Here is a 26467-nt window from a genome sequence, read left to right on the forward strand (position 1 = left end):
ATCAGCGGGAAAGCGAAATGCGGCGTTCAATTTTACGCTGCACCCATTCCATGCAAAGGTTGATGACATAGTAGAATGCCGCGGCAAGAATGTAGAATTCGAAAGGACGGTAGGTTTTACCGATCACGCGCTGGGCCGAGAGCGTCAGCTCGCTTACCCCGATGACTGACACCAATGCGCTGTCCTTGAGCAGGGCGATCATGTTGTTGCCAATCGGGGGGATCACGGCACGTACCGCTTGCGGGATCACGACTTTGCGCAACGCTTGACCACGGCTTAGGCCGACCGTGCGGGCGGCCTCCATCTGCCCCTTGTCGACGGACAGGATCGCGGTTTGGATCAGCTCGGAGTTATAGACGGCAAAGTGCAGGCCCAACCCGATGACCCCGGCGACAAAGGCGGGCAGGTCAACGCCGATCTGCACCAAGCCGAAATAGATCAGGAACAGCTGAAGCAGCAGCGGCGTCCCCATGAAAACCCAAGCAACCAGGCGAAACGGCTGCCGGATGATCCAAGGTGCATAGAGCGCGATCACCGCAAAGACGATGCCACCGAAAAAGCTGATAATCGCAGCGACAACGGTAATGCCGATTGTCCATGCGCACCCCAGTAGGATAATGTCCAAGTGCTTGGGAATAATTGAAAAATCTAGGCCCATCTGCTTTTCCTATTCCAATCAGGTGATCTGTACTTTGCGGTCAAGCCAAGCAACGCCCCGGCCGACGACATAGATGATGATCATGTAAAGAACCCCTGCGAGCAGGAACATTTCAAAGGGCTTGTAGGTCGATCCGATATAGCGCTGTGCGGTGTAGGTCAGTTCAATCACCGAGATCGCCGCGACAAGCGCAGTCGCCTTGATCAGCATGTTAAGGTTCACCCCCAGCGGGCGGACCATTAGCCGTGCTGCCTGCGGCAAGATGATCTTATACATGGCTTGCCAGCTGCTTAGGCCCAAAGTGCGGGCGGCCTCGCGTTGGCCCTTGTCGATCGAAATGATCGCGCCACGGATTGTTTCGGTCATATAGGCACCCGCATTGATACCTAGACCGATTACACCGGCCTCGAAGGCGTCAAGCTGGATGCCGATCTGCGGGCCGCCAAAGTAGAGGATGAAGAGCTGGATCAGCGCGGGTGTGCCGCGAAACACGCTGACATAGGCCGCGCCCAGAAATCGTATAAAGGCAAAGCGTGACAGACGGGCAGCGACACCCAGTATCCCGCAGAAAAGCCCAAGGATGGCCGTCAGGATCGATAGTAGAATGGTCAGTCCTGCCGCCTCAAGAAAGAACGGATAGACTTTGAGCATCAGGTCAATATCCATGTCGCCCCTCCTTTTTCAGTCATTGTGGTGTTTAGCTGCATGGCTCGGATGGCGAAGCGCCTCTCGCCGCGCTAACGGGCGAGAGGCGACAGGGCTTAGCGGATGTCTGCGCCAATCCACTTTTCAGCCAAAGCGACATAGGTGCCGTCTTCCATCATGGAATCGAGCGCCTTTTGCATTTCGGCGGCAAGCTCGGGGCTACCTTCGCGGATGGCAATGCCAGCGCCAAAAGGTTTCGTGTCCGGATCGTCGAACATTGCGAATTCTTGCTCTTTCGCTGTCATCGCAAGGATGGCCGCGATTGAATCGTTCACAATCGCATCGACGCGGCCATTTTCCAGCTCAAGCAGCAGCTCAGGCAGGCCCTTATATGTGTTGATGTCATAGCCTTTTGCGCGGGCCCAGTCTTCGTGGGTTTCGCCCAAGGTTAGGCCAACTTTCTTGCCCTCAAGATCGGCAAGGCTTTTGATGTCGGAACCCGGTTGCGTAAAAATTGCGCGCTTGTCGGAATAGTAAGGACCAACAAAATCGACAACTTCGTCGCGCTCATCCGTGATGGTCATGGAGCCTACGATTGCATCGTATTTATTGGCCAACAAACCGCCAATGATTCCATCCCATGCGGTGGTGACGATCTCGGCTTCCAAGCCCATACGCTTGGCTATCTCGGTGCCAACGGCGGGGTCAAAGCCAACAACCTCATTTTGATCGTTAACAAAGTTAAAGGGAGGATAGGCACCGGACATTGCGATGCGAATAACACCTTTTTCCTTTAGGGTATTAAGCTCTTCGGCCACGGCGGCGCTTAGGCCCGCGACGGCAAAGCCTGCTGCAACAACGGCAGTTTTCAGGATCGTACGACGAGAAGTCATTTTGGTCTCCATGCTGGTTTTTGGTGAGTGATTCACCTGTGATACAAAGGCGGTTGGCCCGCTCTGCAAAAAGACTTGCACAAGAGAATTGTATCATGCAAATAAATAATACGCATCATAAGTATAGATGATAACTATGATACTACCGCATCAAAACAGGTTTCCGTGGAACCTAGACTGGAACCTGCTACGCACCTTTATGGTGGTTGCGGAACAGCGCGGCATCTCAAAGGCTGCGGCCCATCTTGGGCTGAAACAACCAACGGTGTCGGCGGCCCTGAAACGGTTGGAACAGGCGTTTGGCCAAACGCTGGTGATCCGCAAACCGAACGAATTTTCGATCACCCGCGCGGGGCAGGTACTATACGCTGAATGCGCGGGTATTTTTGGCACCGTGTCACAGTTGCCCGCCATCATGGAGGAGGGGAATGCGGAACTGCGTGGGCATATATCAATCGCGATTACCAGTTCAGTGATCTCGGAACATTTTGATGAATTCCTCAACCGCTTTTCGAATGACCATCCCAACGTGACCTATTCCTTTTCGGTGTACGAGAGCGACGAAGTCGAGAAAATGGTGACCTTGAACCGGTCAAGTTTCGGGATTTGCCTGTTGCCGCGCATTCCCAAAAAACTGAACACCATGGTGCTGTATAACGAATATTTCGGGCTTTATTGCGGGGCAAGGCACCGCTTGTTTGGCGTAAAGGACATCGATCCGCAGGATCTCGAGGGCGAACCCTTTGTGGCCTTTCAGACAGAAGCCGAAGGTGGCCCGCTTGAGGCCGTGTCGATGCTACGCGCCCGGCTGAACTTGGCGCGCAACTGGCGCGGTGTGTCGTCGAGCCTGAACGAAATCCGGCGTATGATCATGGCGAATGTCGGGATCGGTGCGCTGCCGCTTCACGTGGCCAAACAGGATGTTGCCGCCGGACACATCCGCCAGCTGCCCCCCTACGAGGACCTGCCGCTGGTCAGCATATATCTGCTGAGCAATCCGGCGCGCCGTCACTCCGAGGCAGAGACTATTTTCCTGGCAGAGATCGAAGCAGAGCTGTCCGCCGTTGGCGTGTCGGACCGAACCTATGGAAAATGAAGAGCCTTAATGTAGCGTATCATCAGGTATCGTAAAGCCGCCGGTTCATCTAATCCTGCAGGTGCGATTTCATCCAAAGCCGTGGGTTGGTGCCCATCACCCTTAGAAATTCCCGGTTGAAATTCGACTTGGTATTAAATCCGCTGGCGAACATCGCGTCGGTTACTGATGCACCGTCTTGTATCATCAAACAGGCGTGCTGGACGCGGTGGGCATTAATATAACGCGAGACATTTTCGCCTTTGTACTTATTAATCGCGCTCGAAAGCTGTTTTTCCGGTACCAGCAATTTTCGGGACAAACGCGACAGCGAAAGGTCGGGGTCAAGATAGGGCTTGTTGGTCTCGATATATGTCTCAAGCTTTTCGACAATGGCAGAGTCGCGCTTCCTGTCCTGTTCGGTATCGGGGCTGCGCTCGGCTTGGGGGGCATCTTGGCTTTCAATGGCGTGCGACAGGCCAATCGCGCCCAAGATCAGCAGCGTGATCGACGACAACAGGCTGGGCAGCCAAAGCAACATATCTGAATGCCCCAATGAAATGCGGACCGCGATGAAAATATCGGTGGCCGCAGACCCGATCAAAGCAAGCGCCAGAACACGCCAGACCAAAACGATCAGATAGCCGTTTTCTAACCGGCTGTGGGGCAGGCTGTCTTCGCCTTGGCGCAGAACAATCAAGATAGCGAGGCCATATCCCGCAAAAAGAGAGGGGATCACCACGTCCAGCCAATCGGGGTTAACGATCATACCGATCACCGCAAGGACAGGCCCGATTACCAGATGAATATAGATGTTTTGATTGCGCAGATGACCTGCCGATGCCTGTCGAAAGGCCAGCCAGGCGATTGCGGGGATGATGGTGGCAAGAAGTGCTTGAACGATCCGCAGGCTAGGCACGCCGTAATATTGGACCAACGCGATGATTGCGCTTTGCACCGCGCAAACGGTGATCAGAACCAACAGCGTGATATGTGTTTTGCGGGTCAGCATCCGGTGCAGAACAAAGCCGAGCAGCAGTAAACTGACGATCATGGGAACGGGTAAAACTGGCATCAAGTAACGTCTGCTTTTCTAATTATCAAAGGTCCTAAATCCCGATCTGCACGACCTGAAACCGGATATCGGTCGTCTGGAACCATGCGAGCGGTTGAATAGGGGTGTCAACATTCAAACCAAATATTCGAAAGGTTATCCGATGAAACATATAGTTCTTGCCGCCGCTTTGCTGGTGCCTGTCGCGACTAGCGCATTTGCATCAGAGGTGGGGTTGATTGAACGGACCATCGCGGTCCAGCACCACAGTCACGAAATGGAAATGTCTGTCATGTTTCCGGCCACCGGGCAGGACAAAGCCATCTTTGGCGAAAACGCGGTGTTTTACGGCGCGCCTGTCCTTGAAAACGCAGACCCCGTGGCTGGGCAATATCCGGTCGTTCTGATGTCACATGGCTGGGGCGGAAACTATGCGCGGATGGCGTGGCTTGGTACGGGTCTGGCAGAGCGTGGCGCGATCGTGATTGCGGTCAATCACCCGAACAGCACGACCTTTGATCTGGATCTGGACGGGGCATTCAACCATTGGACCCGTGCGCAGGATTTGTCGGCCGCGTTGGACACCGTGATGCAGGACATGACCTTTGCGCCCTTAATTGACGAAACACGCATTTACGCGGCTGGCTTTTCCTATGGCGGGTGGACCGCGCTTTCCTTGGGCGGTGTGCAGGCCAGACGGGATGGGCTCTATGACTATTGCGAGGCTGCGGGGCCTCAGTCGCAGTTCTGCGTTGAACTGGCCACGGCCGGACATGACCCGGCAACGCTGGACGCGCGGAAATATAACGCGTCCTACAAGGATCACCGGATAAGCCGGGTTGCGGCGATTGACCCCGGTGTGACATGGGGCTTGACCTCCGCAGATATGCAGGAGTTTGACGCCCCGCTTTTGCTGATCGGATTGGGTGAGGGCGATGACCGCCTTGCCGCGACCGACACAAGTACGGCGGGCAGCAATTTTGAAGCTTTGGTGCCGCAAGCGCGGGTTCTGGACATCGCCCCTGCCATGCACTTCAGCGCGCTAGGGCTGTGCAAACCGGCGGGCGAGGCGATCTTGCGTGAGGAAAAAGACGATCCGGTTTGCACGGATCCCGAAGGCACGGACCGCGCGCAGGTCTTGAACACAATCGTCGAAGCGATGCTGGACCACTTTGATCTGGATTAACAACGATAAGGCATGGTGGTGGCTGTAGCCATCACCGTGCCGCAATGCGATTTTCACACAACCATGCCCGCCGCGCAAAAGCGAATAAGGCGGTCGATTTGCGCCTCCTCAGTTGAATATCCCGCGCCCAACGCGCCAATACGCTCTCGTGAGGTCAGCAAAGCAAGCATGGCGGCGACGGAAAACGCGAACCCTTCGGCAACCTGTTGTCTGGATGCATGGGGAAGCAGCTTTTGAAGCTCCGCCAAGAATAGCCCGGCCGTCGTGTCGAAACATTCAGCCGAGATATCGCGCCAACGGTCGTCAGCCGACACAAACGCAACCAGCCGTGCGTAATCGCGCCAAGCGGGGTCTTGTGCTGAAAGATCAAAGAAGGGGCGGACAAAGGCGGCGACGACAGCCTCAAGCGGCGGCGTGCCTGCCGATTTCTCTTGTTCAAGCGCGGCCAACCTGACCCGTGATAATGTATCAGCCCGGCGTGCAACAGTCTGATGAAACAGCGCTTTCTTGCCGCCACCGTGATGGTGGATCGTGCCCACAGGCTCACCCGCTTCTGCTGCGATGTCGCGTATCGTGGCACCATCATATCCGCTGAGGGCGAAAATTTTCTCTGCCGCATCGAAAACACGGGCTTTCGTCTCAAGTGCGCGCTTTGAGGGGGCTCTTTTTCGCTTGGCATCAAGGGGTTGTACGTTTGTCATGAAAATACCTTGCCTTAAATTGAACAAGTGTTCAAGTTAATGATTAACAAAGGGAGGACGCGATGGGAGACGCGGTTAAACGGCTTGCTCTGATAGGGGCAGGGCCGATGGGGTTGGCAGCGGCAAAGCTGCTGGTGGAAAATGGCATTGAATTTCAGGGGTTCGAGCTGAATTTTGGCGTAGGCGGCCTGTGGGATATCGATGGCCCACTGTCGACCATGTACGAGACGGCGCATCTGATTTCGTCCAAGAAAATGACCGAATTCACCGATTTCCCGATGCGCGAAGAGGTTGCCGAATACCCCTCGCACCGAGAGATGAAGCGATACTTTGAGGAGTTCGCGGAACATTTTGACCTGCATAAACACTACCGGTTCGGGGCCAAGGTGCTGGACTGTACCTCGCTCGATGGCCCCGATGGCGGCTGGTGCATCACGTGGCGCGACGATAGCGGCGAACATGTCGAGGAATTCGCGGGTCTGCTGATCGCCAACGGAACGCTGAGCACGCCGAACATGCCCAGCTTTAAGGGCGAGTTTGATGGCGAGCTTATCCATTCATCGCAATACCGGCACGCCAGCCAGTTTGATGGCAAGTGCGTGCTGATCATCGGTGCGGGCAATTCCGGCTGCGACATCGCTGTGGACGCAATCCATCACGGGGTGTCATGCGATTTGTCGATGCGGCGGGGGTACTATTTCGTCCCAAAATACGTCTTTGGCAAACCCGCCGATACGATGGGCGGGGCGATCAAACTGCCTATGGCGCTCAAGCGGATTGTGGACGGCACGATCTTGAAATGGTTCGTGGGGGATCCGCAGAAATATGGGTTCCCGAAACCGGATTACAAGCTGTACGAAAGCCATCCTGTGGTTAATTCGCTGGTGCTGTACCATGCAGGTCATGGGGATCTTACGATCCGCCCGGATATCGACCGTTTCGACGGCAAAACGGTGCATTTCAAAGACGGGTCCAGCGCAGAATACGACATGATCCTCGCCGCGACGGGGTACAAGCTGGATTACCCGTTTATCGATGATGCGCATCTGAATTGGCAAGGCGACGCACCGCATCTGTACCTGAACTGCATGCATCCCGAACGTGACGATATTTTCGTGTTGGGTATGGTCGAGGCATCAGGCCTGGGCTGGCAAGGGAGGCACGAACAGGCCGAGATGGTTATCCGCTATATCAAAGGGTTGCGCGATGGGACGCCCGAAGCACGTGAGCTGAAAAAGACCAAGGCGCGCGGGTTTGAGCGGGCTACCGGGAGCATGAGTTATATCGATCTGCCGCGCATGGCCTATTACGTCGACAAGGCAACTTATCGCAAAGCGGTGGGCCAGTGGATTGCCAAACTAGCAGGAGATCGGACATGATTGACGAAGCTGTGCTCGCGTTCTCTGCGGGGTCGTTGATGGTGCTGAATGCCATTCTGGCGGTGGTTATGTTCTCAATCGCGCTTGACTTAAGACCGCGTGATTTTAAGATACTGGCGAATGCGCCTAAACCATTAATCGTTGGCTTGATGTCGCAGTTTCTGCTGCTGCCTGCGTTGACATATATGCTTGTTCTGGTGACGCAACCGCAGGCATCGGTAGCCCTTGGGTTGATCTTGGTTGCGGCCTGTCCGGGCGGCAATATATCGAACTTTATCACGCATCGCGCGGGTGGGAATGCTGCTTTGTCAGTGTCGATGACGGCCTTTGCGACCATTGTCGCGATTGTTCTAACGCCGCTGAATATCGCCTTTTGGGGCAGTCTGTATCCCCCCTCGGCTGAGATCCTGCGCGCGACGGTGATTGACCCTGTCAGCATTGCAATCACGGTGGGGCTGATGCTGGTCCTGCCGCTTGTCCTTGGGCTGGTGCTGAATGCCAAACGCCCTGATATCACCAGCAAGCTGCGCATGCCCTTGCAATGGTTGTCGATGGGGATTTTCCTTGGCTTTATCGTGATCGCCCTTGCCGCCAACTGGGGGCTGTTCCTTGCGTTCGCCGGTGGCATCGCAGGGCTGGTGATTGTGCATAATGCGCTTGGCCTCGGGGGCGGCTATGCGTTGGCGACCTTGGCGGGGCTGTCCCCCTTTGACCGTCGCGCCGTGACGATCGAAACGGGTATTCAGAATTCGGGCCTTGGGCTGGTGTTGATCTTTGGTTTCTTCGGCGGGCTGGGCGGCATGGCGATTGTCGCGGCGTTCTGGGGCGTTTGGCATGCGATTTCTGGCCTTGCCTTGGCGAGGTTCATGTCACGCACGGTGGCCGCGCGATGACCCGTATTTTGATTACTGGCGGGGCTGGGATGGTTGGCCGCGCCTTGGCCGCTGCCTTGCCGTCTGAAAACCTTGTGGTGACCGATCTTGCTGACACTGGTTTGCCCGGCCATTTGCGATTTCGGCGGATGGATGTGACGGGCACGGACCCCCACAAGGTAATCGGACAGGAGCGCCCCGACGTCGTTGTGCACCTTGCGTCCATCGTGACCCCGCCGCCGGGCATGAGCCGTGAACAGGCATTCGCGGTCGATATCACCGGCACGCGGAATGTGCTGGACGCATGCGCGGCACATGGGGTGAAACGCTTGGTGGTGACCAGCTCCGGTGCGGCCTATGGCTATCACCCGGATAACCCCGTGCCTCTGACCGAGGATGCGCCCTGCCGCGGCAACCCAGAATTTGCCTACGCTGATCACAAGCGTCAGGTCGAAGAGATGCTGGCCACCGCACGCAAAACCACGCCAACGCTTGAGCAGGTCATCCTGCGCGTGGGGACGGTTCTGGGCGCAGGGGTCGACAATCAGATCACCGCCCTGTTTCGCCGTAAACGGATGCTGTCGATCCGCGGCAGCGACAGCCCGTTTGTGTTTATCTGGACGCAAGATCTGGCGCGGATTGTCAGACACGCGGCGACCGATGCGCCTGCGGGGATTTTCAACGTGGCAGGTGACGGCTGGATGTCCATCGATGATCTGGCCCGCGCCATGGGAAAACATGTGTTGCGGTTGCCAGCTTGGGGGGTAAAGGCCGCGCTGGCGGTGCTGCATCCGCTGGGCCTGTCGCAATACGGGCCGGAACAGGTGCGGTTCTTGCAATACCGTCCGGTGCTGGCCAATGACCGGTTGAAACAGGTGTTCGGTTATACGCCTGAACTGACGTCAGCCGAAGTATTCGATTTGTGGCAACGCGAGGCAGGGCTATGAAAACAGCAGTTATTTCCGGCGGGAATGGCGGTTTGGGTCGGGCGATGGCCGATCAGCTTGAGGCAGCGGGCTGGCATTGCGTGCTGATGGACATCAACATCGCGGGGTTGCAGGCGTCTGACAGCAGAACGCCGGTGGCGGTCGATTTGACCGACGGGACGGATCTGGCGGATGCCGCAGCGCGGATTATTGCGGCGCGGCCTTCGATTGATATGGTGATCTGTAACGCGGGCGTGTCGCAAATCGGCCCGTTTGCGCAATCCGATCCGGCAAGCCACCGGCGGGTGTTCGAGATCAATTACTTCGCGGCCATCGAGATGACGCGCGCCTTTTTGATACCGATCCGCGAAAGCCGCGGCACGCATCTGGCGGTCTCCTCCGTGGCGGGGTTCGCGCCGCTGCACAACCGCACCGCCTATGCCGCGTCCAAACACGCGATGCAGGGCTTTTTCGCATCGCTCAGGTCCGAGGAAGCCCCCTTTGGCGTGCGCTGCCTGATCGCCGCGCCCAGCTTTGTCGCGACCAATACGGGCAATGCTCAACAAACCGAGGACGGGATCGTGCGCCCCGGTTCTGCTGCGGATGGGATCGATCACCTGAGCCCCGAAGCGGCCGCCACAATCATATTGCGCGGCGTCCAGAAGGGGCGCGATTTCATTCCGGTGGGCCGGGTGGCGCGCATTGCGTCTTTGCTCATTCGGGCGTCGCCCGGCTTGTATCAATTCGCCATGCGGCGCAAAATCCACGGCGGCGGGGCAGAGCGATAGCGGCGTCAGCCCGCCCGATTGAACAGCTTGTTATACTTGGACAAAAACAGATCTTTGCCTTTCATCAGGCGGGTCACCAGATCGCCCGCTGTGAACAGGATAAGAAACGAATTGCCCTTGTCGGGGCCAAGCGGGATCAGGATGGGTGCCTTTGCCCAAGGCTTGTACGGCTTGATATCCGCGACCTTGGCCCCGTTCACGAGGGCGTGCAGCGTCTTTTTCAGCCAGGGCAGTTGGCGGGCGGTCGCGACGATGGTCATGGCATCGCCGGTATCCGCCACGTCGCCTGCCGCAAACAGATTTGGCAGCGCCGAAGGGCGCAGCCATGGGTCGGTTTTGATGCGATTTGCGGTGGTTTTCGCGGCACCGGGCAGCGTTTCAAGGATACCCGAGCTCGCGCGGGAACCGGTAACCGGAAAGATCAGATCCGCCGTGACGCTTCGGCCGTTGCTCAGCGTCAGGGTGCCTGCATAGGGCGCTGTCGGGTTGTCTAACGTGTCGGCTCGCGCGCCGAGAATAACAGTGACGCCTGCGTTTTTCAGTTTGGAAAGCAAACCAGCGCCAAGCGATTTTGGCATCGTCGGGAACAAGTCGGGCTCACTTGATATCAACGTTATATCTTTGTCGGGCATGAAATGCGCAATCTCGCCGGCCAGCTCCGTCCCAACGGCACCGGCGCCGACAATGGCAATGCTTTGCGCTGTGCAAAGCAGGTCATGAACCTGCGCATTATCGGCGCGCAGGGTGTCAATGTCTTGCCCGTTTGCCTTGAACGGTGTGGCATTATCCGACCCGGTTGCAACGACGATATAGTCGGCATCCACTCTCTCGCCGCCCTCAAGGGTCACGCCTTGGGCATCAACGCCAATCGCCCGCGCGCGTCGGACGTTGCCGTGTTGCAGCAGACGGTCATATGGGATCAACGCACGGTCCAGCAATTGCGGTTGCACAACAGCGCGGATCATCGCGGGCGTATGAACAAAATGGCTTTGCGTTTCGATCAAGGTAACGTCGGCCTTGCCGTCCAGCGCCTTGGCCAGCTCCGCGCCGATATAGCCGCCGCCAACGATTGCGATACGTTTGGTCATTTATGGATTCCTTACCCTTGGCGGTGGTTACAATGGCGAAACAGTAACCACCCTGATCCAGACAAGTAAGCAGGCGTAATCCGCCAGCGTCAATGGCGTCCGCGCGATGGCATCTACATCTTTGCACGTAACGTCATTTGTCAGAAATGCCGCTGATTGGGCGCGCATGTGCGGATGAACGATGGATTTCGCCAGTTTTAAGCGAAAGAGATCGTCAACAAAATAAGGGTTCTTCGCAAGTTCGAACACCAAATGCGGGTATCAAGGTGTTGAAATCAATCTAAAGAGTTGCGAAACTGTGTTCCGCTTTGCGGTATTGCCGCTAGGTAAGTTTGCTCCTAGTCTTTCTGAGTGAATCGGTCGTGTATCTCTTGGGAGACAGATACCGACGGCAAGATATATCAGGGTCATTTCACGATGTCCCGTCTTGCCATGATACGTGCAGCCGGCAAGGGGAGGTGCCGGGATTGAGCCTAGAAATCAGTACATTCGCCGGTATTTAAGTATCGGAAAATCAAATGGCTTGGGCCCGTCCGTGGACATCTGCGCATGCAGAACCAGCGCCCGAGACCCATAAATAAATCAAAAACCGGGAGGGTTAATAATGAAGAAATTGAACACTACGGCAAAGTTGGGCTTAGGCGCGCTTGCCGTCACGCTGGGCCTTTCAAGCAGCGCAATCGCGCAAGACTATGATTGGCCGCGGCTGCTGGTCATCGGTACGCCAGGCACGTCAACGGGTAGCTTTGCCTCGACAAACGGTTGGGGCCCGACCTTGCAAAAGGAGACCGGTACAACCGTGCGTATCGTGCCCGAAGGCAGTGAACCCATGCGCTATAAACGCCTGACAGATCGTGAAGATATCGCGATTTCGTCGGTGTCCGCGTCTGAGATGGCGTCCCAAACCGAGGGTATTGGCGGCTATGCGGCTGTGAAACCGCTGCCGCAACGTATTTTGTGGCATCACAACGACACACCATGGGGTTTTGTCGTGGCCGGAGATTCCGATCTGCAAAGCATTGACGACATCGCCAAAGGCGGCGTGCGCGTCACATCGGGTGTGTTTTCCCCTGCGATCGTCCGCGCAGTGACACAGGCGCTGCCGGCCTTTGTTGGCCTGTCGCCAGAGGAAGCGGCCGAGAAAATCACCTTTGTTCCCGCGTCCAGCTATGGCGAAAACTGCCGCTCGGTAGTCGAGGGGAAATCAGACGTCGCATATTGTTCGCCGATCTCATCGGTGCTGTCCGAAATGGAAGGTGCCCCCGGCAGCATCCGCTGGCTGGCCATGGACCCTGAAAACAAGGACGGATGGAACGGCTATCTGAACCATCGCCCCATGACGATCCCGACAAAGGTTTCGCTGGGCGTGAAAACGGCACAGGGTGTCAATTCGATGACGTCTAACTTTGTCTATGCGGTGCCTGCGACGGCGGATGTTGATTTTGCCTATAACATGGCGAAATGGATGCATCAGTCTCACGATGCCTACAAAGGCTCACATGCATTGGCGGCGCGGATGTCGGTCGACCTGTTCCGGGGTTATTTGGACAGCAACCCGATCCCGGTTCACGAAGGCACGGTGAAATACCTGCGTGAAATCGGCCAATGGACCGATGCGGATGACGTGTGGAACAACGCTGCAATTGACCAGATGGATCAGTGGATGACCGCACGCCAAGCCGGCCTGAAAGAGGCGATGGAACAAGGTGTCGAGATCAATTTCGAGAACGAAGCATTCTTGGAAATCATGGCCAAACACACCGATGGCCTACAGGTGTTCCGCTCGCGTCTGTAAGCGGAGCTTGAACTTGAAAGGGGCGGAGCGGTCACCCGCTTCGCCCTGATCATTGCAGTTTCATTCACTTTATTTGTTGGATCGACACATGTCAGACACTTCCCCCCAAGCAGCACGGGATATTGATAGCGAACCCGGCGCGGAAATGACGCGTTTGGGCGGGTTGTTTTCCTGGACCAGCATCACCTTTGTGGTCCTTTGCACCTGCGGTCTGGCCATGGGGCTGGCCTATGCGTTCGGGGTGCCCATTGGCGGTAAGCGTTTGATTGAAGGGCAATATTACTGGTTTTTTATCGGTATTTTTCTGGCTGCGGCATTCATCGCCTTGCCCGCGCGCAAAGGCCAACGCAGCGTGCCGATCTATGACGTGATCGCGGCGGTCATCGGTTTTGGCATATGCATGTGGTTTTCGACTCACGCTTGGGACATCGTACAAGCCGGATGGACGAACTACCCTGCGGGCGTCGTGATATGGCTGTTGATGTTAGAACTTGCCCGCAGATCGGGCGGCCTTCCGTTTTTGCTGGTTGTGTTCCTTCTGGGGCTTTACCCGCTGGTCGCCGACTTCTTTCCTGGGTTGCTTATGGGCATTCCCTATACATTTGAACGTATGATCGAGGCGCATGTTTTCCGCACCGAAGGGTTGATGGGGATCACGACCAAGATCGTCGCCGAGATCGTTCTTGGTTTCCTTGTGTTTGCTGGGGTTTTGATTGCGACGGGGGCAGGGCAGTTCTTTATCGATTTGGCCAATGCGGGTTTCGGGAAATATCGCGGCGGTCCTGCCAAAGTATCCATCGTTGCGAGCGCATTTTTTGGATCACTCTCAGGCTCGATCTTCTCGAACATTGCTGGCACCGGGTCGATCACCATTCCGACCATGAAAAAGGTCGGATACCCGCCGCATTATGCTGGCGCGATTGAGGCTTGCGCTTCAACCGGTGGGGTGGTGATGCCGCCCGTAATGGGCGCGATTGCATTCGTGATGGCGATCACCATTGGCGTGGATTACGCGACCATCATGGTGGCCGCGATCCTGCCGTCTTTGCTGTTTTATTTCGGCTTGCTGTTGCAGGTTGACGCCTATGCCGCGCGCAAAGGTTTGGTGGGCATGACCCAAGACAAGCTGCCATCGGCCCGCGAAGTCATGAAACGCGGCTGGCCGTTCCTGTCGGTCATGGTGTTTCTGGTCTGGGGGCTGCTGTACATGCGGTGGGAGTATTATGCGCCATGGTATGCCAGTGCGCTGATGATCGCCCTCAGCTTTCTACAGCGCTCCACGATGATGACGCCGACGCGCCTATTTGCGACGCTTCGTCAGGTGGGCGTGCTGGTCACACAGACCGCCGCGATCATCTTGCCGATTGCCTTTGTCGTCAGTGCGCTGACCATCACCGGTGTGACCGGCTCCATGACTTCGGGTCTTGTCGCTTTGGGTGGGGATAACGTTTATCTGATCATCGCGCTTGGGGTGCTGGCCTGTTTCATCATGGGCATGGCGGGTCTGGCGATCGTTGCCTATATTTTCCTCGCGGTGACATTGGCCCCGGCGATCGTTGAAATCGGTGGGTTGAACGTCGTCGCGGTGCATTTCTTTATCGTCTACTACGCAATGCTATCGGTGATTACGCCACCCGTGGGCGCGGCTGCGTTTCTTGCGGCGACAATCGCGGGGGCGAAACCGATGCAAACCTCCTTTACGGCGATGCGCCTTGGGGTGGTGATCTATTTCGTGCCGTTGTTCTTTTTGTTCCAACCGGCGCTGGTGCTGCAAGGCGACCTGACCCCGCTGATTTATGTTTTGCCGTCGATCATCATCGGGATTATGCTGCTGTCTGGCGGTCTTGAGGGGTATCTGCTGGGCTTCGGACTGGTGAGGCCCTGGATGCGCTTGCCGCTTGCTGTCGCGGGCTTTGCGTTCAGCTTTCCGGGTTTGATGACGACCCTGATTGGCGGGCTGGCATCGGCAGTGATGGTTGCCCTGATCTGGTGGGACAATAAAAACACCGCGCAGGTGGCCGCATAGATTTGAATGGGTGCGCCCCAGCTTGCGCGCCCCAACACTGTAAACAAGGAAACACATATGTCACTCGTTCACGTAGTCGCCGTTATCACCACCAAACCGGGCCAGCGTGCCGCCGTTTTGAAGCTGTTCAATGCCAATGTTCCGGCGGTGTTGGCCGAAGACGGTTGTATCGCCTATGAGGCAACAATCGACACCGAAAACGCGGGCCCGATGCAAAGCGCCTTTGGCGAAGATACGTTCGTGGTGGTCGAAAAATGGGCCAGCATGGACGCGCTAGGCGCACATGCCAGATCGGCCCATATGAAGGAATACGGTGCCAAGACCAAAGACATGTTGGCAGATCGCAAAATTCACATTCTGTCGCCTGCGGCCTGATCAAAAGGTCCTAGGTTAACGCCGCCCCGAATGTTTGGGACGGCGTTGTTTGTTTGATGGGGATCAGAAATCCCAGTCTTCGTCTTCTGTCGCGACGGCCTTGCCGATCACATAGGTCGATCCGCTGCCCGAGAAGAAGTCGTGGTTTTCACCGTCCGTTGACAGGGCGGCAAGGATCGCGGGGTTGACCTCGCAGGCTTGTGCCGGGAACAGCGCCTCGTAGCCCAGATTTTGCAGCGCCTTGTTGGCGTTGTAATGCAGGAACGCTTTGACGTCTTCGGTCAGGCCCAGATCATCATACAGCTCGGCTGTGTAATGCGACTCGATCTCGTAAAGGTCGAACATCAACGAGAACGCAAAATCCTTCAGCTCGTCGCGTTTTTCGGCGGGCAGCTGTTCGGTCGCGCGTTGGAATTTATAGCCGATGTAATAGCCGTGGATCGCCTCGTCGCGGATGATCAGACGGATCAGATCAGCGGTGTTGGTCAGCTTGGCCCGGCTGGACCAATACATCGGCAAATAAAAGCCCGAATAGAACAGGAAGCTTTCCAAAAACACCGATGCGATCTTGCGCTTATACGGGTCTGCGGTGGCGTTGTATTCCTGCAGGATCAGACGTGATTTTGCCTGAAGATGCGGGTTTTCTTCGGACCAGCGGAACGCCTCATCAACGTCCTTGGTCGAGCAGAGCGTTGAAAAGATAGACGAATAGGACCGCGCATGCACCGCCTCCATAAAGGCGATGTTGCTAAGCACGGCCTCTTCGTGGGGCGTTTGCGCGTCTGGCATCAAGGCCGGTGCGCCCAGCGTATTCTGGATCGTGTCCAGCAAGGTCAGGCCGGTCAACACACGGATCGTCAATGTGCGTTCTTGCGGGGTCAAGGTGGCCCAGCTTTGCACGTCGTTTGACAATGGCACCTTTTCAGGCAGCCAGAAATTGACGGTCAGACGGTTCCAGACCTCAAGGTCTTTGTCGTCTTGGACGCGGTTCCAGTTGATGGCGCGGGGCACGGCGGGGGTGTGGTCAAGATCTTTCATGTCGGGTCTCACAATGTGCACGAAACGCAGCCGTCGACTTCCGTACCCTCAAGGGCGGATTGGCGCAGGCGGACGTAATAAATGGTTTTGATGCCTTTTTTCCACGCATAGATTTGCGCGCGGTTGATGTCGCGGGTTGATGCTTCGGCCGGAAAGAACAGCGTCAGCGACAGGCCCTGGTCCACGTGGGTCGTGGCTGCGGCATAGGTATCAATGATCGCCTCTGGCCCGATCTCATAGGCGTCGCGGTAGTATTCCAGATTGTCGTTGTTCATGAACGGCGCGGGGTAGTAGACGCGCCCGATCTTGCCCTCTTTGCGGATCTCGATCTTGCTGACGATCGGGTGGATCGACGAGGTTGAGTTGTTGATATAGCTGATCGACCCCGTGGGCGGTACGGCCTGCAAATTGCGGTTATAGAGCCCGTGTTTCATGACCAGCTCGCGCAGCTTGGCCCAGTCTTCGCGAGTTGGCAGGTCTTTGCCTTCAAACAGCGCCTTGACGGTGTCGCTTTCGGGCAGCCAGTCGCGGTCAGTGTATTTGTCAAAGAAGGTGCCGCTGGCGTATTCACTTTGTTCAAATCCGGCAAAGCTTTGACCCTTTTCCTGCGCCAAAAGGTTCGACGCCCGGATCGCATGGTACGCAACGGCGGCGAAATAGACAGAGGTGAACTCGACGCCTTCAACGCTGCCATAATGAATACGTTCGCGGGCAAGATAGCCGTGCAGGTTCATCTGACCCAAGCCGATTGCGTGGCTTTCGTCATTGCCGCGCCGCACCGATGGCACGGAATCAATTGCCGACATTTCAGACACGGCCGTCAGCACGCGGATTGATGTTTCAACCGTCGCGCCAAAGTTGGGGCCATCCATGGTTTTGGCGATGTTCAGCGACCCCAGATTACACGAAATGTCGGTGCCCAGATGATCGTAGCTTAGATCGTCGTTGAACGTACTAGCCTCGTTCACTTGCAAGATTTCCGAACACAGGTTCGACATGGTGATGCGCCCGGCTATGGGGTTGGCGCGGTTCACCGTGTCTTCGAACATGATATAGGGATAGCCGCTTTCAAACTGGATTTCCGCCAAGGTTTGAAAGAACTCGCGCGCGTTGATCTTTTTCTTGCGGATGCGTTTGTTGTCGACCATTTCGGCGTATTTCTCGGTGACCGAAATATCCGAGAACGGCACGCCGTACACCCGCTCGACGTCGTGGGGCGAGAACAAATACATGTCCTCGTTTTTCTTGGCCAACTCAAAGGTGATGTCGGGAATAACCACCCCAAGGCTAAGCGTTTTGATGCGGATTTTCTCGTCCGCATTCTCGCGCTTTGTGTCCAAAAAGTTAAAGATATCAGGGTGATGCGCGTTCAGATACACGGCACCCGCACCTTGTCGTGCCCCCAGCTGGTTGGCGTAGGAGAATGAATCCTCAAGCAGTTTCATCACCGGAATGACGCCCGAGGATTGGTTTTCGATCCCTTTGATCGGCGCGCCATGTTCACGCACGTTGGTCAGCATCAAGGCCACGCCACCGCCACGCTTGCTAAGCTGCAGGGCAGAGTTGATACCGCGCCCGATGCTTTCCATGTTGTCCTCAAGACGCAGCAGGAAGCACGAAATCAGCTCGCCCCGGCTTTGCTTGCCCGCGTTCAGAAATGTCGGCGTTGCAGGCTGGAAACGGCCCGACAGAATTTCATGCATGAACGCCATTGCTTGGGTCTGATCGCCCCGCGCCAAGGTCAGCGCGGTCATCACAACGCGGTCCTCGTAGCGTTCCAGGAACCGTTTCCCGTCACGGGTTTTCAGCGTGTAGGAGGTGTAATACTTGAACGCGCCCAAAAACGTCGGAAACCGGAATTTTTGCTTGAATGCGGTGTCCCAAATTTCGCGTAGGAATTCAGATGGATAGGCCTCAAGCACGGCGGCCTCGTAATATCCCTCGTCGACCAGATACCCCAGTTTTTCCTCAAGCGAATGGAAGAACACGGTGTTCTGGTTCACATGCTGCAAAAAGTATTCGCGCGCGGCCTTGCGGTCAGCGTCAAAGCGGATGTGGCCCGCCTCGTCGTATAGGTTCAGCATCGCGTTCAGCGCGTGATAGTCCAGCCCAGCGGTCATACCGTCGTCAAGCATTGTGTTCTCCAAAATTTGTCCAGCCCGTCGCGAATGCTGGCGATGTCTAGGTCCGTGCCCGCCAGCTCAAACCGGGTGAGCACGGGCACGTTGCATTTCTTGGCGATCACATCGCCGGCCAGCGCGAAGGTCGCACCAAAGTTGCGGTTTCCCGCGCCAATCACTCCGCGCAGCAGCGCGCGATGTGACGGCTCATTCAAAAAGCGGATCACCTGTTTGGGGACCGCGCCACGCCCCGCGCCATCGGCGAATGTCGGGCAGACCAACGCAAAGGGGCGGGCAGGGGCTGGCATCGGATCAGACGGGCGAATGGGAATGCGCATGGCATCAATCCCGAGGGCGGCAACCAGCCGCGCGGTATTGCCCGTAGCCGACGAATAATAGACCAGCCCGCTCACAGCGCCTTAGGCCAGTTGACCGATCATATCGGGCCGGAAACCTGCCCAATGCGCGTCACCCGCCACCACTACGGGCACCTGACGGTAGCCCATTTCGGTCACGCTTTGCATGGCTTCGGCATCTTGTGTCAGGTCGATCACACGGTATTCCAAGCCGCGCAGATCCAGTGCGCGGGTGGTGGCAGTGCATTGCACGCAAGCGGGTTTCGAATAAACTATGATGGTCATGCCCATATCCCTATCTGTTTTGGTGCAAAGGGTCGGAGGCGCGCAGGGCATGGCCAACACGGCCACAACCTAAAACACGTCCTAAAGCCCTCCGCTCGCGGTGGTCGTATCATGCTTGGGCAGGTCTCCTGGCTCGCGGCTCGGATGTGGGGCCTCCTTCCCGATGCGTTTGCATCAGTGGGTCATAGGCCAACACTTGCCGCTTACAGTTGCGGGGGCAGCACCGGTATCGCACCGGTTTCCCTCTTAGCCTGCGACTCGCACCGCAGGAACCAAAGCAACTACATATTGAGGTGGAATGCCAGTTGGTGTCAATATGTTGTTGTTGGGGTCGGGTGAATTTTTCTGTGATCAAACTGCAGGGGCGTGAAAATCACACTGGATATCGATGCGGTTCACCTCGATATGCCTCACTCTTCGGGCGGGCGCAAGGCGATGATGCGCAAGCCGGGCGCTCCTTTGAAGTCTTCGTTCTTGCGGATAAAACGGATGGTCCCGTTTGCCGTAATGCGTGCCAGTAATTTGCCATCCGGTGTCTCGCTACGCCAATCGTCGAGCGTAAATTCCTCGGTCAATTTGGTGATGCGGAAGGTCCAGCCAGCGGCCACCAACTCTTCGAGTTCGGCATGGGTCGCCCCTAGGCCCAGCGGGCGGCCACCCAAGGTGCGGGGCAATTGGTGGCGGCTGCTGTCGGCGCGTTCGCGCATCACTTGAAACACGTTTTCCCGCCCGAATTCCGGGGCGAGGTCGGTGGTCACGAGCGTGTTGTAGGCATCATTGTCCGTGGCGGCGATCAAGGTTGCATAGCTGACCAGTTCGACCCGCTGTTCGGCGGCCTCAGACAGAATATCACCCGAGAATGTTTCGATTCCTGCGGCGCGGGCTTTGCGCAGCCGGACAAAGTTCGGATCGGTCATTAAAACCGGCACCTCGGCCTTGCGCAAAACCTCGGCCAGGGCCGTTGTCCAATCTGCACCGCCAATAATGACGACGCCGGGCACATCGGCACCGGCCAGCCCCAGCAGTCGTGCAAAAGGCGCGAGGGTAAAGCCGTTGACCACGACCGTTACCGCCACAAGAGCAAAGGCCAGCGGCGCGATCAATGCGGCGTCTTCAAAGCCAAGGCTGAGCAGCCGTTCCCCAAACAGGCCCGCCACAGCTACCAGAACCACGCCGCGCGGTCCGGTCAGCGCGACCAGCAGCTTTTCACGAAACGGGATGCCCGACCCGATAAGGGAGATGAATACCGTCAGGGGGCGCGCCACCAGCACGACCACCGCCACAAACGCCGCCGCCCGCCAATCCAGATTGCCAAGCGCCTCCACATCCAGCCCCGCCGCCAACAGAATGAACACGCCCGACACCAAAAGGACCGTCGCGTGTTCCTTAAAGCGGCGTAGTTCTTCGTAGCTGGGCAGTTTGGAGTTCGCGATCACAATGCCCATGATCGTTACGGCCAGCAGCCCGCTTTCGTGCAGCACCGCGTCAGATGCGGCGAACACCCCCAGCAAAAGCGCGAAAAGCACCGGGACTTTCATGTATTCCGGTACCCAGCCGCGCTTGAACCCGCGCGACAGGCCGACGCCAGCTGCCACCCCGGCAGCGGTTGCCACGACCGCCCCAACCAACAGTTCCATCATCGCCTCTGATGCAGTGGTGGCCGTATTCAGTGCCAGCACCACCTCGAACGCGAGGACGGCGGCCAAGGCCCCGATGGGATCGTTAATGATGGCTTCCCATTGCAGCAGGGTCGCAGGGCGGCGCGACAGCCGCGCGGTGCGCAGAAGCGGCGCGATGACCGTGGGGCCGGTGACGATCATAATACCGCCAAACACGGCCGAACTGGACCAGCTAAGCCCCGCCACATAATGCAGTGACAGCGCCGCCATCAGCCACCCCAAGGGCGCGCCGATGTAGACCAGCCGCCTGACCCCGCCAACGGCGTCTTGCAGCGTGTGAAAGTTCAGCGACAGACCGCCCTCAAACAGGATAATCGCCACAGCGATAGATATCATCGGGGCCATCAAAGGCCCGATATCGCGGGCGGGATCAAAGATACCGAACACGGGGCCGATCAGAATACCGGCCACCAGCATCAACACGATTGCAGGCATCCGAAGACGCCACGCGATCCATTGCGATCCAACGCCAATGGCACCGACCAATGCGATTGCCGTTACGGGGTTCAGCGCGCCAAGCGTTTCTGTTGTCACAATGTGATCCATCTATTGTTGTTGTTTTGAAATAGCATGTGACAGGCCCGAGGCAATAAATATTCCGGTTGTCACAGGTCTAGGGTCAAACACAAAAACGCGGACACCGTTGGGTGCCCGCGCGTTTGTAACTGGGGGATGGATAATCAGCGGATCAGGTTGATTGCATATTCAGCGCCATCCCGTCGTATTGTCCGCTGATTGCGGCATCGGTCAAAACATCTGCCACATCGCGGCGCGACGCCTCGGCTGATGTGTCCACGCCGTCGCCCAGGATCACATTATCGCTGCGTGGATCATCTGTCAGCGCGACCGGGCGCAGAATAGCATAGGTCAGGCCCGATGCTTTCAGGTGTTCATCAGCGGCGTGCTTGGCCTTGAGGTAATGGGCCAGATCGCCTGAGGGGTTTTCCTGATCCGCACCGACAGAGCTAAGCATGACAAAGCGTTTCACGCCCGCCGCTGCGGCCAGATCGGTGAGACGTTTCGCGCCATCGCGGTCCACCTTGTCGGTCATCTCGACATCCGTATCGCCGCCCGATCCGGCGGCAAATACCACGACATCCATGCCTTGGCAGACATCACCCGACAAATCGGTCAGGTCGCCGTGGCGCAAATGCGTGCCCTCGGGCAGATCGCTGGTGTCAGAGCTTTCGCGCACCAATGCGGTTGCCTCATGCCCTTGATCAATAAGATTTTTCACCACATGCGACCCGGTTTTGCCTGTGGCACCTGCGACTATAATATTCATGCTCATTTTTGTACTCCTTCAACGTGTTACTGTGTTTGATTGTGGTGTGCTACCCGTTTGATCAGGGCAGAAAGATCGCTTTGACGTTCACGAATTCCTTCATGCCAAAGCCGCCATGCTCGCGCCCATAGCCGGAATCCTTGACCCCGCCGAAAGGCATGTTGGGGTCAGCCGCGCCAAAGGAATTGATGCGCACCATCCCCGTATCAAAATGATCGCGGGCCAGTTTCAACGCGCGATCCTCGTCGCGTGAGAAGATACCTCCGCCAAGGCCGTAGCGGCTGTCGTTGGCGATGCGCATGGCGTCGGCATCATCCTTGGCGCGGATGACGGCGGCCACGGGGCCAAAGATTTCGTCGTCATAGGCAGGCATGCCGGGCGTGACATCTGCCAACACGGTCGCGGGGTAATAAGCCCCTTTGCGGTCGGGTGCCTCACCACCGCACAGCACCTTGGCCCCCTTGGCGACGCTTTTGTCCACTTGACCTTTCACCGTATCAAATTGGTCTTGGCTGGATAGCGGGCCGAGTTGGCTGGCCTCATCCGTCGGGTCGCCCATGGTGATGTTGGCCATCTTTTTGGAGAAGGCTTCGACGAAAGCGTCATAGACCTTGTCCGTCACGATGAACCGTTTGGCCGAAACGCAGGTTTCGCCATTGTTATAAAGCCGCCCCATGACGGAATATTTGACCGCCACGTCAATGTCCGCGTCCTCAAGCACCAGATAGGCGTCGTTAGACCCCAGCTCGAGGACGGTCTTTTTCAGCGCTTTGGCAGCGACCGACCCGATGTGGCGACCCGCGCCATCGCTGCCTGTCATGGTCACGCCGCGTACTTTGGGGTGTTCGATCAGTTTGTCGCTCGTGTCGTGGTCGATCAGGATCACTTGGAACAGATCTTCCGGCAGGCCGGCCTCTATGCAGAGCTCGCGCAGGCGCAGGCCCGAACCGGTGCAAATGCTGGCGTGTTTCAACACACAACCGTTGCCGGCCATCAGGTTAGCCGCCAAGACGCGGACGGGTTGATAGAGCGGAAAGTTCCACGGCTGGATCGAATAGATCACGCCGATGGGTTGATAGGTGACGACGCCGCGCTTGTCCTCTGCGCCATGGGTGCGCTCTTCATCGGCAAGGGCATCGGGGCCGTGTTTGGCGGTATACTCAAAAATAGCCGCGCAGATTTCCACTTCGCGGTGACCATCTTTGAGAAGCTTACCGGTTTCTTTGGTCATAAGGGCCGCAAGCTCATCCGCGTTGTCGCGCAGCTTGGCGGCGATCTTGGTCAGATAAGGGGCTCGCTCGTCGTGCGACAGCTCGCGCCATTCCAGAAATGCGTCATGGCAGGCCTCTAGCCGTGCCGTGGCTTCGTCCTCTGACATCATGTCATAGGATTGGATTTCTTCTTCGGTGGCGGGGTTTATCGTGGTGATCTTGGACATGCTCGCTCCTTTTGGAATTCAAAGAGGCAACACGGGCATTGGGGAAAGGTTCCTGCCTGCGGTTTGGGCAGATGGAAAGCTATGGTAGGGTTTGCTTTCTGTGAGATTGAGTTAAGATATTGATAATATTTAATTATATACTGCGCTGAACCTTGCGATACCTACCGCCGTTTCCCACGGGTTTGTGAAGACGCTGTCGTATTGTCGCGGTTCTCGTCTTGTAACTTGCGCCAGCGGTCTAGCCTGGTCGGGTCCAAATCCCCGTCCGTAACTGCCGCTTGCACGGCGCATCCGGGTTCATGCGAGTGGGTGCAATCGCGGAACCGGCAGTTAGGCGCCAGCTCGGTAATCTCGGCAAAGAGGACATCCAGACCCACTGACACATCGGCGACATGTAGCGTGCGCATCCCCGGCGTATCAATCAGCCAGCCGCCGCCCTTGATCGCGTGCAGGGATCGTGAGGTGGTCGTATGCCGCCCCTTTGCGTCATCCTCGCGAATGCCGCCGGTCAGTTGTGCGTCCTCCGCGTCCTTACCAGCAAGGGTGTTCAGCAAAGTCGATTTTCCCACGCCGGACGACCCCACCAAAGCAACCGTTTGGCCATCGCCGCACCATGGTGCCAATACCGTGGCGGCGTCGGGCGTCTTGGCGTTGACAGTGACCACATCAAGGCCGCGTTGCAGCGCGAGGGCCTGATCCTTGTACTGCGTCGCATCGTTAATCTTGTCAGCTTTGGTCAGCACGATCACCGGTTCGGTACCCGCCTCGTTGGCAAGGGCCAGATAGCGTTCCAGACGTGCGGGATTGAAATCATCGTTGCACGAGGTCACGATAAATAGGGTATCGACATTCGCCGCGATTAACTGCGGGACGCGCCCGCCCTTGGCCTGCCGGTTGAGCAGCGACCGCCGATCCAACCTGCGCACCAACATGGGGACATCCGGTTCCAGCAGCACCCAGTCACCGACTGCAAAATCAGTGGTGTTGGTCTTGGGCGGCAGCAGCAGCCTGACGGGCCCGGCAAGCGTTTCCGCCGACATGCGCGACCGGTGCACGGTGGCAATGCGGGCAGGGCGCAGGGCGGCGTCGGCGTCCTCCAGCTGATCTTGGAAAAAGCCAGACCAACCAAGATCGGCCAGTGTGCGTTCGGAATTTGGTTCAGTATTCACGGCTATGGGAGTAGCGCGCTGGCGCAATGTTGCAAAGGGTCATTCTTGATCTACCTGCGACGGGAAAGCGGTGGGCGTATCGCCCGGCACCCATGCAGGGTATTTGACCATCACCTGCGCAAACGCATCCGAGGCCAGAAAGCGGGCCAGCCAACCTTGCAACATTGGCCAAGGCTGGGCGTCGAACCAATCCTTATCGATAAAGGCGAACTGGCGGACAAAGGGCGCGATGGCGATATCCGCCAAGCTGGGCTGATCAAACAGATGCACGTCAATTTGAGCGTTCAGATCGGCCAGAAATCCTGATGCCCCGCTGCGGTGATGGGTTGGATCATCATCGGGATAGCGGGTGGTGTATTTGGTGCGGTCCAGCGCGTATTTGAACGGGCCGTCACAGCGCGCAATCAAGTCCCAGCCGAGTTTGGGCATGTTCAGCAACCCTTGGGGGTCAGACTGTGATAGCGCCCAGATCATAATATCAAGGCTTTCGTCGATCACTTGGTCTGGCAATGAAAGGCAAGGCACCGTGCCGCTGGGGGACGTATCTAAAAACGCCTGTGGCTTGTCACGTAGCACGACCTCTCGCCGCTCGACGTGCACGTCGGCCGCCAAGATCGCGAGCTTGGCGCGCATCGCATAGGGGCAGCGGCGAAAGGAATAGAGCACCGGCGTCATGGCAAGATGGACAGCCACATCCACGCGGTCAGCACCGAGGCACCTGTGGCAATCAACACGGAACTGGCCGCCACCCGCCGGGCACGACCATACATATTGGCGAAGATATAGGCGTTGAATCCCGGTGCCATCGCCGCCGTCAGAACGCCGGAGCGGAACAAATCCTGCGGCAGGCCAAAGCTGGACCCCATCAGCCAGACAATCGCCGGATGAACAAGCAAGGCGATGGCGCAGACCATTGTAATGGCTTTCAAATCGCCCTCAGGCTTGTACTGCAACAACACTGCCCCAAGCGCGAAAAGGGCGGTTGGCAGGGCTGCGCGTATGATCAGCGATAGTGCATCATCTACAACTTGCGGAATGGCGATACCGCTGAAATTCACGATAAAGCCAGCAATAATCCCGATCACGAGGGGGTTGTGGAACATGGCGTTGCCGACATTGCGGGCCAGTGCAACGCCAGACTGGCCGCGATTGCGGACAAATTCCATCACGGTAATGCCCAAGCCGTAACAGAAAGGCGAATGCATCGCGATGATCGCGATATTGCCGGTCAGCGCATCCGCGCCATACGCCCGTTCGGTAATCGGCAGGCCTAGCAGTACCGAGTTCGAGAACAGACAGCAAAACCCGATGGCGACGCAATCCTCCCAGTCGCGTTTGAAAAGCAGCCGTGCGCCACAAATGCCAAGCGCAAAGCACAGCGTGGCACCGGTATAAAAGCTGATCAAAAGCCGTGGATCAAATGAGGCCGACAGATCGAGGGTTGCAATGGATTTGAACAGCAAACAGGGGATCGCAAAGCTTTGGGCGAAGCGCATGATCCCGTCGATGCCAGCGGTCGGAAAGACACCGCGCCAGACCGAGACATAGCCAAAACCGATGACCAAGAAGACGGGAAGAATGACATCAAGAAGTGTCTGCACAAAAGAAGCCTTGGGTTATTTAGCGGATCGCTGGG

Annotated in this window: 25 protein-coding genes and 1 riboswitch; of the genes, 9 read left to right on the forward strand and 16 right to left on the reverse strand. The window is 57.1% G+C overall.

Going from position 1 to position 26467, the window contains the following annotated elements; all coding sequences use genetic code 11:
• Nucleotide 1: 1 nt before the first annotated feature.
• The 3 genes from BM347_RS01475 to BM347_RS01485 form a co-directional block, all read right to left on the reverse strand.
• Nucleotides 2-658, reverse strand: coding sequence for an amino acid ABC transporter permease (locus tag BM347_RS01475; protein ID WP_093914650.1), 657 nt, complete (start codon nucleotides 656-658; stop codon nucleotides 2-4).
• A gap of 18 nt (nucleotides 659-676) precedes the next feature.
• The gene (locus tag BM347_RS01480; RefSeq protein WP_093914651.1) at nucleotides 677-1324 is read right to left on the reverse strand and encodes an amino acid ABC transporter permease; all 648 of its coding nucleotides are present in this window, start codon (nucleotides 1322-1324) and stop codon (nucleotides 677-679) included.
• A 95-nt stretch (nucleotides 1325-1419) separates the two neighbouring features.
• Nucleotides 1420-2196 carry a transporter substrate-binding domain-containing protein gene (locus tag BM347_RS01485; RefSeq protein WP_093915365.1) on the reverse strand — a complete coding sequence of 259 codons (777 nt, stop codon included), beginning with the start codon at nucleotides 2194-2196 and terminating at the stop codon, nucleotides 1420-1422.
• 136 nt (nucleotides 2197-2332) lie between these two features.
• Here BM347_RS01485 and BM347_RS01490 point away from each other — a divergent pair, with 136 nt between their 5' ends.
• A complete protein-coding gene (locus tag BM347_RS01490; protein WP_093914652.1) occupies nucleotides 2333-3292 on the forward strand; it encodes a LysR family transcriptional regulator in 960 nt (319 codons plus the stop codon).
• Between the two features lie 49 nt (nucleotides 3293-3341).
• Here the strand turns inward: BM347_RS01490 and BM347_RS01495 are convergent, their stop codons facing one another.
• Nucleotides 3342-4346, reverse strand: a complete 1005-nt coding sequence (locus BM347_RS01495; protein ID WP_093914653.1) for a helix-turn-helix domain-containing protein — start codon at nucleotides 4344-4346, stop codon at nucleotides 3342-3344.
• A 142-nt stretch (nucleotides 4347-4488) separates the two neighbouring features.
• Here BM347_RS01495 and BM347_RS01500 point away from each other — a divergent pair, with 142 nt between their 5' ends.
• A complete protein-coding gene (locus tag BM347_RS01500; RefSeq protein ID WP_093914654.1) occupies nucleotides 4489-5511 on the forward strand; it encodes an alpha/beta hydrolase family protein in 1023 nt (340 codons plus the stop codon).
• A gap of 53 nt (nucleotides 5512-5564) precedes the next feature.
• On the opposite strand, the gene BM347_RS01505 is transcribed toward BM347_RS01500, so the two are convergent.
• On the reverse strand, nucleotides 5565-6212 hold the full coding sequence (locus BM347_RS01505) for a TetR/AcrR family transcriptional regulator (protein ID WP_093914655.1): 648 nt from the start codon (nucleotides 6210-6212) through the stop codon (nucleotides 5565-5567).
• Nucleotides 6213-6274: 62 nt separating this feature from the next.
• Here BM347_RS01505 and BM347_RS01510 point away from each other — a divergent pair, with 62 nt between their 5' ends.
• From BM347_RS01510 to BM347_RS01525, 4 genes are read left to right on the forward strand one after another with little or no spacing between them, the layout of a single operon-like run.
• Nucleotides 6275-7591 carry a flavin-containing monooxygenase gene (locus tag BM347_RS01510; RefSeq protein ID WP_093914656.1) on the forward strand — a complete coding sequence of 439 codons (1317 nt, stop codon included), beginning with the start codon at nucleotides 6275-6277 and terminating at the stop codon, nucleotides 7589-7591.
• The gene (locus tag BM347_RS01515; protein WP_093914657.1) at nucleotides 7588-8484 is read left to right on the forward strand and encodes a bile acid:sodium symporter family protein; all 897 of its coding nucleotides are present in this window, start codon (nucleotides 7588-7590) and stop codon (nucleotides 8482-8484) included. The genes BM347_RS01510 and BM347_RS01515 overlap by 4 nt, the downstream gene beginning before the upstream one ends.
• A complete protein-coding gene (locus BM347_RS01520; RefSeq protein ID WP_093914658.1) occupies nucleotides 8481-9410 on the forward strand; it encodes an SDR family oxidoreductase in 930 nt (309 codons plus the stop codon). The genes BM347_RS01515 and BM347_RS01520 overlap by 4 nt, the downstream gene beginning before the upstream one ends.
• The gene (locus tag BM347_RS01525) at nucleotides 9407-10177 is read left to right on the forward strand and encodes an SDR family NAD(P)-dependent oxidoreductase (protein ID WP_093914659.1); all 771 of its coding nucleotides are present in this window, start codon (nucleotides 9407-9409) and stop codon (nucleotides 10175-10177) included. Before BM347_RS01520 ends, BM347_RS01525 begins: the two co-directional genes overlap by 4 nt.
• Before the next feature lie 5 nt (nucleotides 10178-10182).
• Here BM347_RS01525 and BM347_RS01530 read toward each other — a convergent pair whose 3' ends face one another.
• Nucleotides 10183-11265 (reverse strand): NAD(P)/FAD-dependent oxidoreductase, encoded by a 1083-nt coding sequence (locus BM347_RS01530; protein ID WP_093914660.1) that lies wholly within the window; start codon nucleotides 11263-11265, stop codon nucleotides 10183-10185.
• Between the two features lie 604 nt (nucleotides 11266-11869).
• Here BM347_RS01530 and BM347_RS01540 point away from each other — a divergent pair.
• The 3 genes from BM347_RS01540 (at nucleotide 11870) to BM347_RS01550 (ending at nucleotide 15461) form a co-directional block, all read left to right on the forward strand.
• A complete protein-coding gene (locus BM347_RS01540; protein WP_093914662.1) occupies nucleotides 11870-13060 on the forward strand; it encodes a TAXI family TRAP transporter solute-binding subunit in 1191 nt (396 codons plus the stop codon).
• Nucleotides 13061-13148: 88 nt separating this feature from the next.
• Nucleotides 13149-15086 carry a TRAP transporter permease gene (locus BM347_RS01545; RefSeq protein WP_093914663.1) on the forward strand — a complete coding sequence of 646 codons (1938 nt, stop codon included), beginning with the start codon at nucleotides 13149-13151 and terminating at the stop codon, nucleotides 15084-15086.
• 57 nt (nucleotides 15087-15143) lie between these two features.
• Nucleotides 15144-15461 carry a putative quinol monooxygenase gene (locus tag BM347_RS01550; RefSeq protein WP_093915366.1) on the forward strand — a complete coding sequence of 106 codons (318 nt, stop codon included), beginning with the start codon at nucleotides 15144-15146 and terminating at the stop codon, nucleotides 15459-15461.
• A gap of 63 nt (nucleotides 15462-15524) precedes the next feature.
• On the opposite strand, the gene nrdF is transcribed toward BM347_RS01550, so the two are convergent.
• The 10 genes from nrdF to BM347_RS01600 form a co-directional block, all read right to left on the reverse strand.
• Entirely contained in the window at nucleotides 15525-16499 is a 975-nt protein-coding gene (nrdF, locus tag BM347_RS01555) for a class 1b ribonucleoside-diphosphate reductase subunit beta (protein ID WP_093914664.1), read from the reverse strand.
• Between the two features lie 8 nt (nucleotides 16500-16507).
• Nucleotides 16508-18634, reverse strand: coding sequence for a class 1b ribonucleoside-diphosphate reductase subunit alpha (nrdE, locus tag BM347_RS01560; RefSeq protein WP_093914665.1), 2127 nt, complete (start codon nucleotides 18632-18634; stop codon nucleotides 16508-16510).
• The gene (nrdI, locus tag BM347_RS01565) at nucleotides 18616-19032 is read right to left on the reverse strand and encodes a class Ib ribonucleoside-diphosphate reductase assembly flavoprotein NrdI (protein WP_093914666.1); all 417 of its coding nucleotides are present in this window, start codon (nucleotides 19030-19032) and stop codon (nucleotides 18616-18618) included. The genes nrdE and nrdI overlap by 19 nt, the downstream gene beginning before the upstream one ends.
• A 6-nt stretch (nucleotides 19033-19038) precedes the next feature.
• Nucleotides 19039-19260 carry a glutaredoxin-like protein NrdH gene (gene nrdH / locus BM347_RS01570; RefSeq protein ID WP_093915367.1) on the reverse strand — a complete coding sequence of 74 codons (222 nt, stop codon included), beginning with the start codon at nucleotides 19258-19260 and terminating at the stop codon, nucleotides 19039-19041.
• 101 nt (nucleotides 19261-19361) lie between these two features.
• Nucleotides 19362-19552, reverse strand: a riboswitch (cobalamin riboswitch).
• 118 nt (nucleotides 19553-19670) lie between these two features.
• On the reverse strand, nucleotides 19671-21485 hold the full coding sequence (locus BM347_RS01575; protein WP_175498465.1) for a cation:proton antiporter: 1815 nt from the start codon (nucleotides 21483-21485) through the stop codon (nucleotides 19671-19673).
• A 142-nt stretch (nucleotides 21486-21627) separates the two neighbouring features.
• Nucleotides 21628-22224, reverse strand: a complete 597-nt coding sequence (locus tag BM347_RS01580; RefSeq protein ID WP_093915369.1) for an SDR family oxidoreductase — start codon at nucleotides 22222-22224, stop codon at nucleotides 21628-21630.
• 61 nt (nucleotides 22225-22285) lie between these two features.
• Complete coding sequence (locus BM347_RS01585) at nucleotides 22286-23662, reverse strand: NAD-dependent succinate-semialdehyde dehydrogenase (protein WP_093914667.1); 1377 nt, start codon at nucleotides 23660-23662, stop codon at nucleotides 22286-22288.
• Nucleotides 23663-23823: 161 nt separating this feature from the next.
• Nucleotides 23824-24831 (reverse strand): ribosome small subunit-dependent GTPase A, encoded by a 1008-nt coding sequence (rsgA, locus tag BM347_RS01590; protein WP_245764153.1) that lies wholly within the window; start codon nucleotides 24829-24831, stop codon nucleotides 23824-23826.
• A 39-nt stretch (nucleotides 24832-24870) separates the two neighbouring features.
• Nucleotides 24871-25506: a glutathione S-transferase gene (locus tag BM347_RS01595; RefSeq protein WP_093914668.1), complete on the reverse strand. Its 636-nt coding sequence runs from the start codon at nucleotides 25504-25506 to the stop codon at nucleotides 24871-24873.
• Nucleotides 25503-26432, reverse strand: a complete 930-nt coding sequence (locus BM347_RS01600; RefSeq protein WP_093914669.1) for an AEC family transporter — start codon at nucleotides 26430-26432, stop codon at nucleotides 25503-25505. The genes BM347_RS01595 and BM347_RS01600 overlap by 4 nt, the downstream gene beginning before the upstream one ends.
• Nucleotides 26433-26467: the final 35 nt, after the last annotated feature.

It is taken from the genome of Sulfitobacter marinus (genome assembly GCF_900116285.1).
Lineage (GTDB): Bacteria > Pseudomonadota > Alphaproteobacteria > Rhodobacterales > Rhodobacteraceae > Sulfitobacter > Sulfitobacter marinus.

Excerpts from the sequence above, each read along its gene's own strand:
- BM347_RS01475 (WP_093914650.1), bottom strand. The coding sequence starts at position 658 with ATGGGCCTAGATTTTTCAATTATTCCCAAGCACTTGGACATTATCCTA.
- BM347_RS01480 (WP_093914651.1), bottom strand. The coding sequence starts at position 1,324 with ATGGATATTGACCTGATGCTCAAAGTCTATCCGTTCTTTCTTGAGGCG.
- BM347_RS01485 (WP_093915365.1), bottom strand. The coding sequence starts at position 2,196 with ATGACTTCTCGTCGTACGATCCTGAAAACTGCCGTTGTTGCAGCAGGC.
- BM347_RS01490 (WP_093914652.1), top strand. The coding sequence starts at position 2,333 with ATGATACTACCGCATCAAAACAGGTTTCCGTGGAACCTAGACTGGAAC.
- BM347_RS01495 (WP_093914653.1), bottom strand. The coding sequence starts at position 4,346 with ATGCCAGTTTTACCCGTTCCCATGATCGTCAGTTTACTGCTGCTCGGC.
- BM347_RS01500 (WP_093914654.1), top strand. The coding sequence starts at position 4,489 with ATGAAACATATAGTTCTTGCCGCCGCTTTGCTGGTGCCTGTCGCGACT.
- BM347_RS01505 (WP_093914655.1), bottom strand. The coding sequence starts at position 6,212 with ATGACAAACGTACAACCCCTTGATGCCAAGCGAAAAAGAGCCCCCTCA.
- BM347_RS01510 (WP_093914656.1), top strand. The coding sequence starts at position 6,275 with ATGGGAGACGCGGTTAAACGGCTTGCTCTGATAGGGGCAGGGCCGATG.
- BM347_RS01515 (WP_093914657.1), top strand. The coding sequence starts at position 7,588 with ATGATTGACGAAGCTGTGCTCGCGTTCTCTGCGGGGTCGTTGATGGTG.
- BM347_RS01520 (WP_093914658.1), top strand. The coding sequence starts at position 8,481 with ATGACCCGTATTTTGATTACTGGCGGGGCTGGGATGGTTGGCCGCGCC.
- BM347_RS01525 (WP_093914659.1), top strand. The coding sequence starts at position 9,407 with ATGAAAACAGCAGTTATTTCCGGCGGGAATGGCGGTTTGGGTCGGGCG.
- BM347_RS01530 (WP_093914660.1), bottom strand. The coding sequence starts at position 11,265 with ATGACCAAACGTATCGCAATCGTTGGCGGCGGCTATATCGGCGCGGAG.
- BM347_RS01540 (WP_093914662.1), top strand. The coding sequence starts at position 11,870 with ATGAAGAAATTGAACACTACGGCAAAGTTGGGCTTAGGCGCGCTTGCC.
- BM347_RS01545 (WP_093914663.1), top strand. The coding sequence starts at position 13,149 with ATGTCAGACACTTCCCCCCAAGCAGCACGGGATATTGATAGCGAACCC.
- BM347_RS01550 (WP_093915366.1), top strand. The coding sequence starts at position 15,144 with ATGTCACTCGTTCACGTAGTCGCCGTTATCACCACCAAACCGGGCCAG.
- nrdF (WP_093914664.1), bottom strand. The coding sequence starts at position 16,499 with ATGAAAGATCTTGACCACACCCCCGCCGTGCCCCGCGCCATCAACTGG.
- nrdE (WP_093914665.1), bottom strand. The coding sequence starts at position 18,634 with ATGCTTGACGACGGTATGACCGCTGGGCTGGACTATCACGCGCTGAAC.
- nrdH (WP_093915367.1), bottom strand. The coding sequence starts at position 19,260 with ATGACCATCATAGTTTATTCGAAACCCGCTTGCGTGCAATGCACTGCC.
- BM347_RS01575 (WP_175498465.1), bottom strand. The coding sequence starts at position 21,485 with ATGGATCACATTGTGACAACAGAAACGCTTGGCGCGCTGAACCCCGTA.
- BM347_RS01580 (WP_093915369.1), bottom strand. The coding sequence starts at position 22,224 with ATGAATATTATAGTCGCAGGTGCCACAGGCAAAACCGGGTCGCATGTG.
- BM347_RS01585 (WP_093914667.1), bottom strand. The coding sequence starts at position 23,662 with ATGTCCAAGATCACCACGATAAACCCCGCCACCGAAGAAGAAATCCAA.
- BM347_RS01595 (WP_093914668.1), bottom strand. The coding sequence starts at position 25,506 with ATGACGCCGGTGCTCTATTCCTTTCGCCGCTGCCCCTATGCGATGCGC.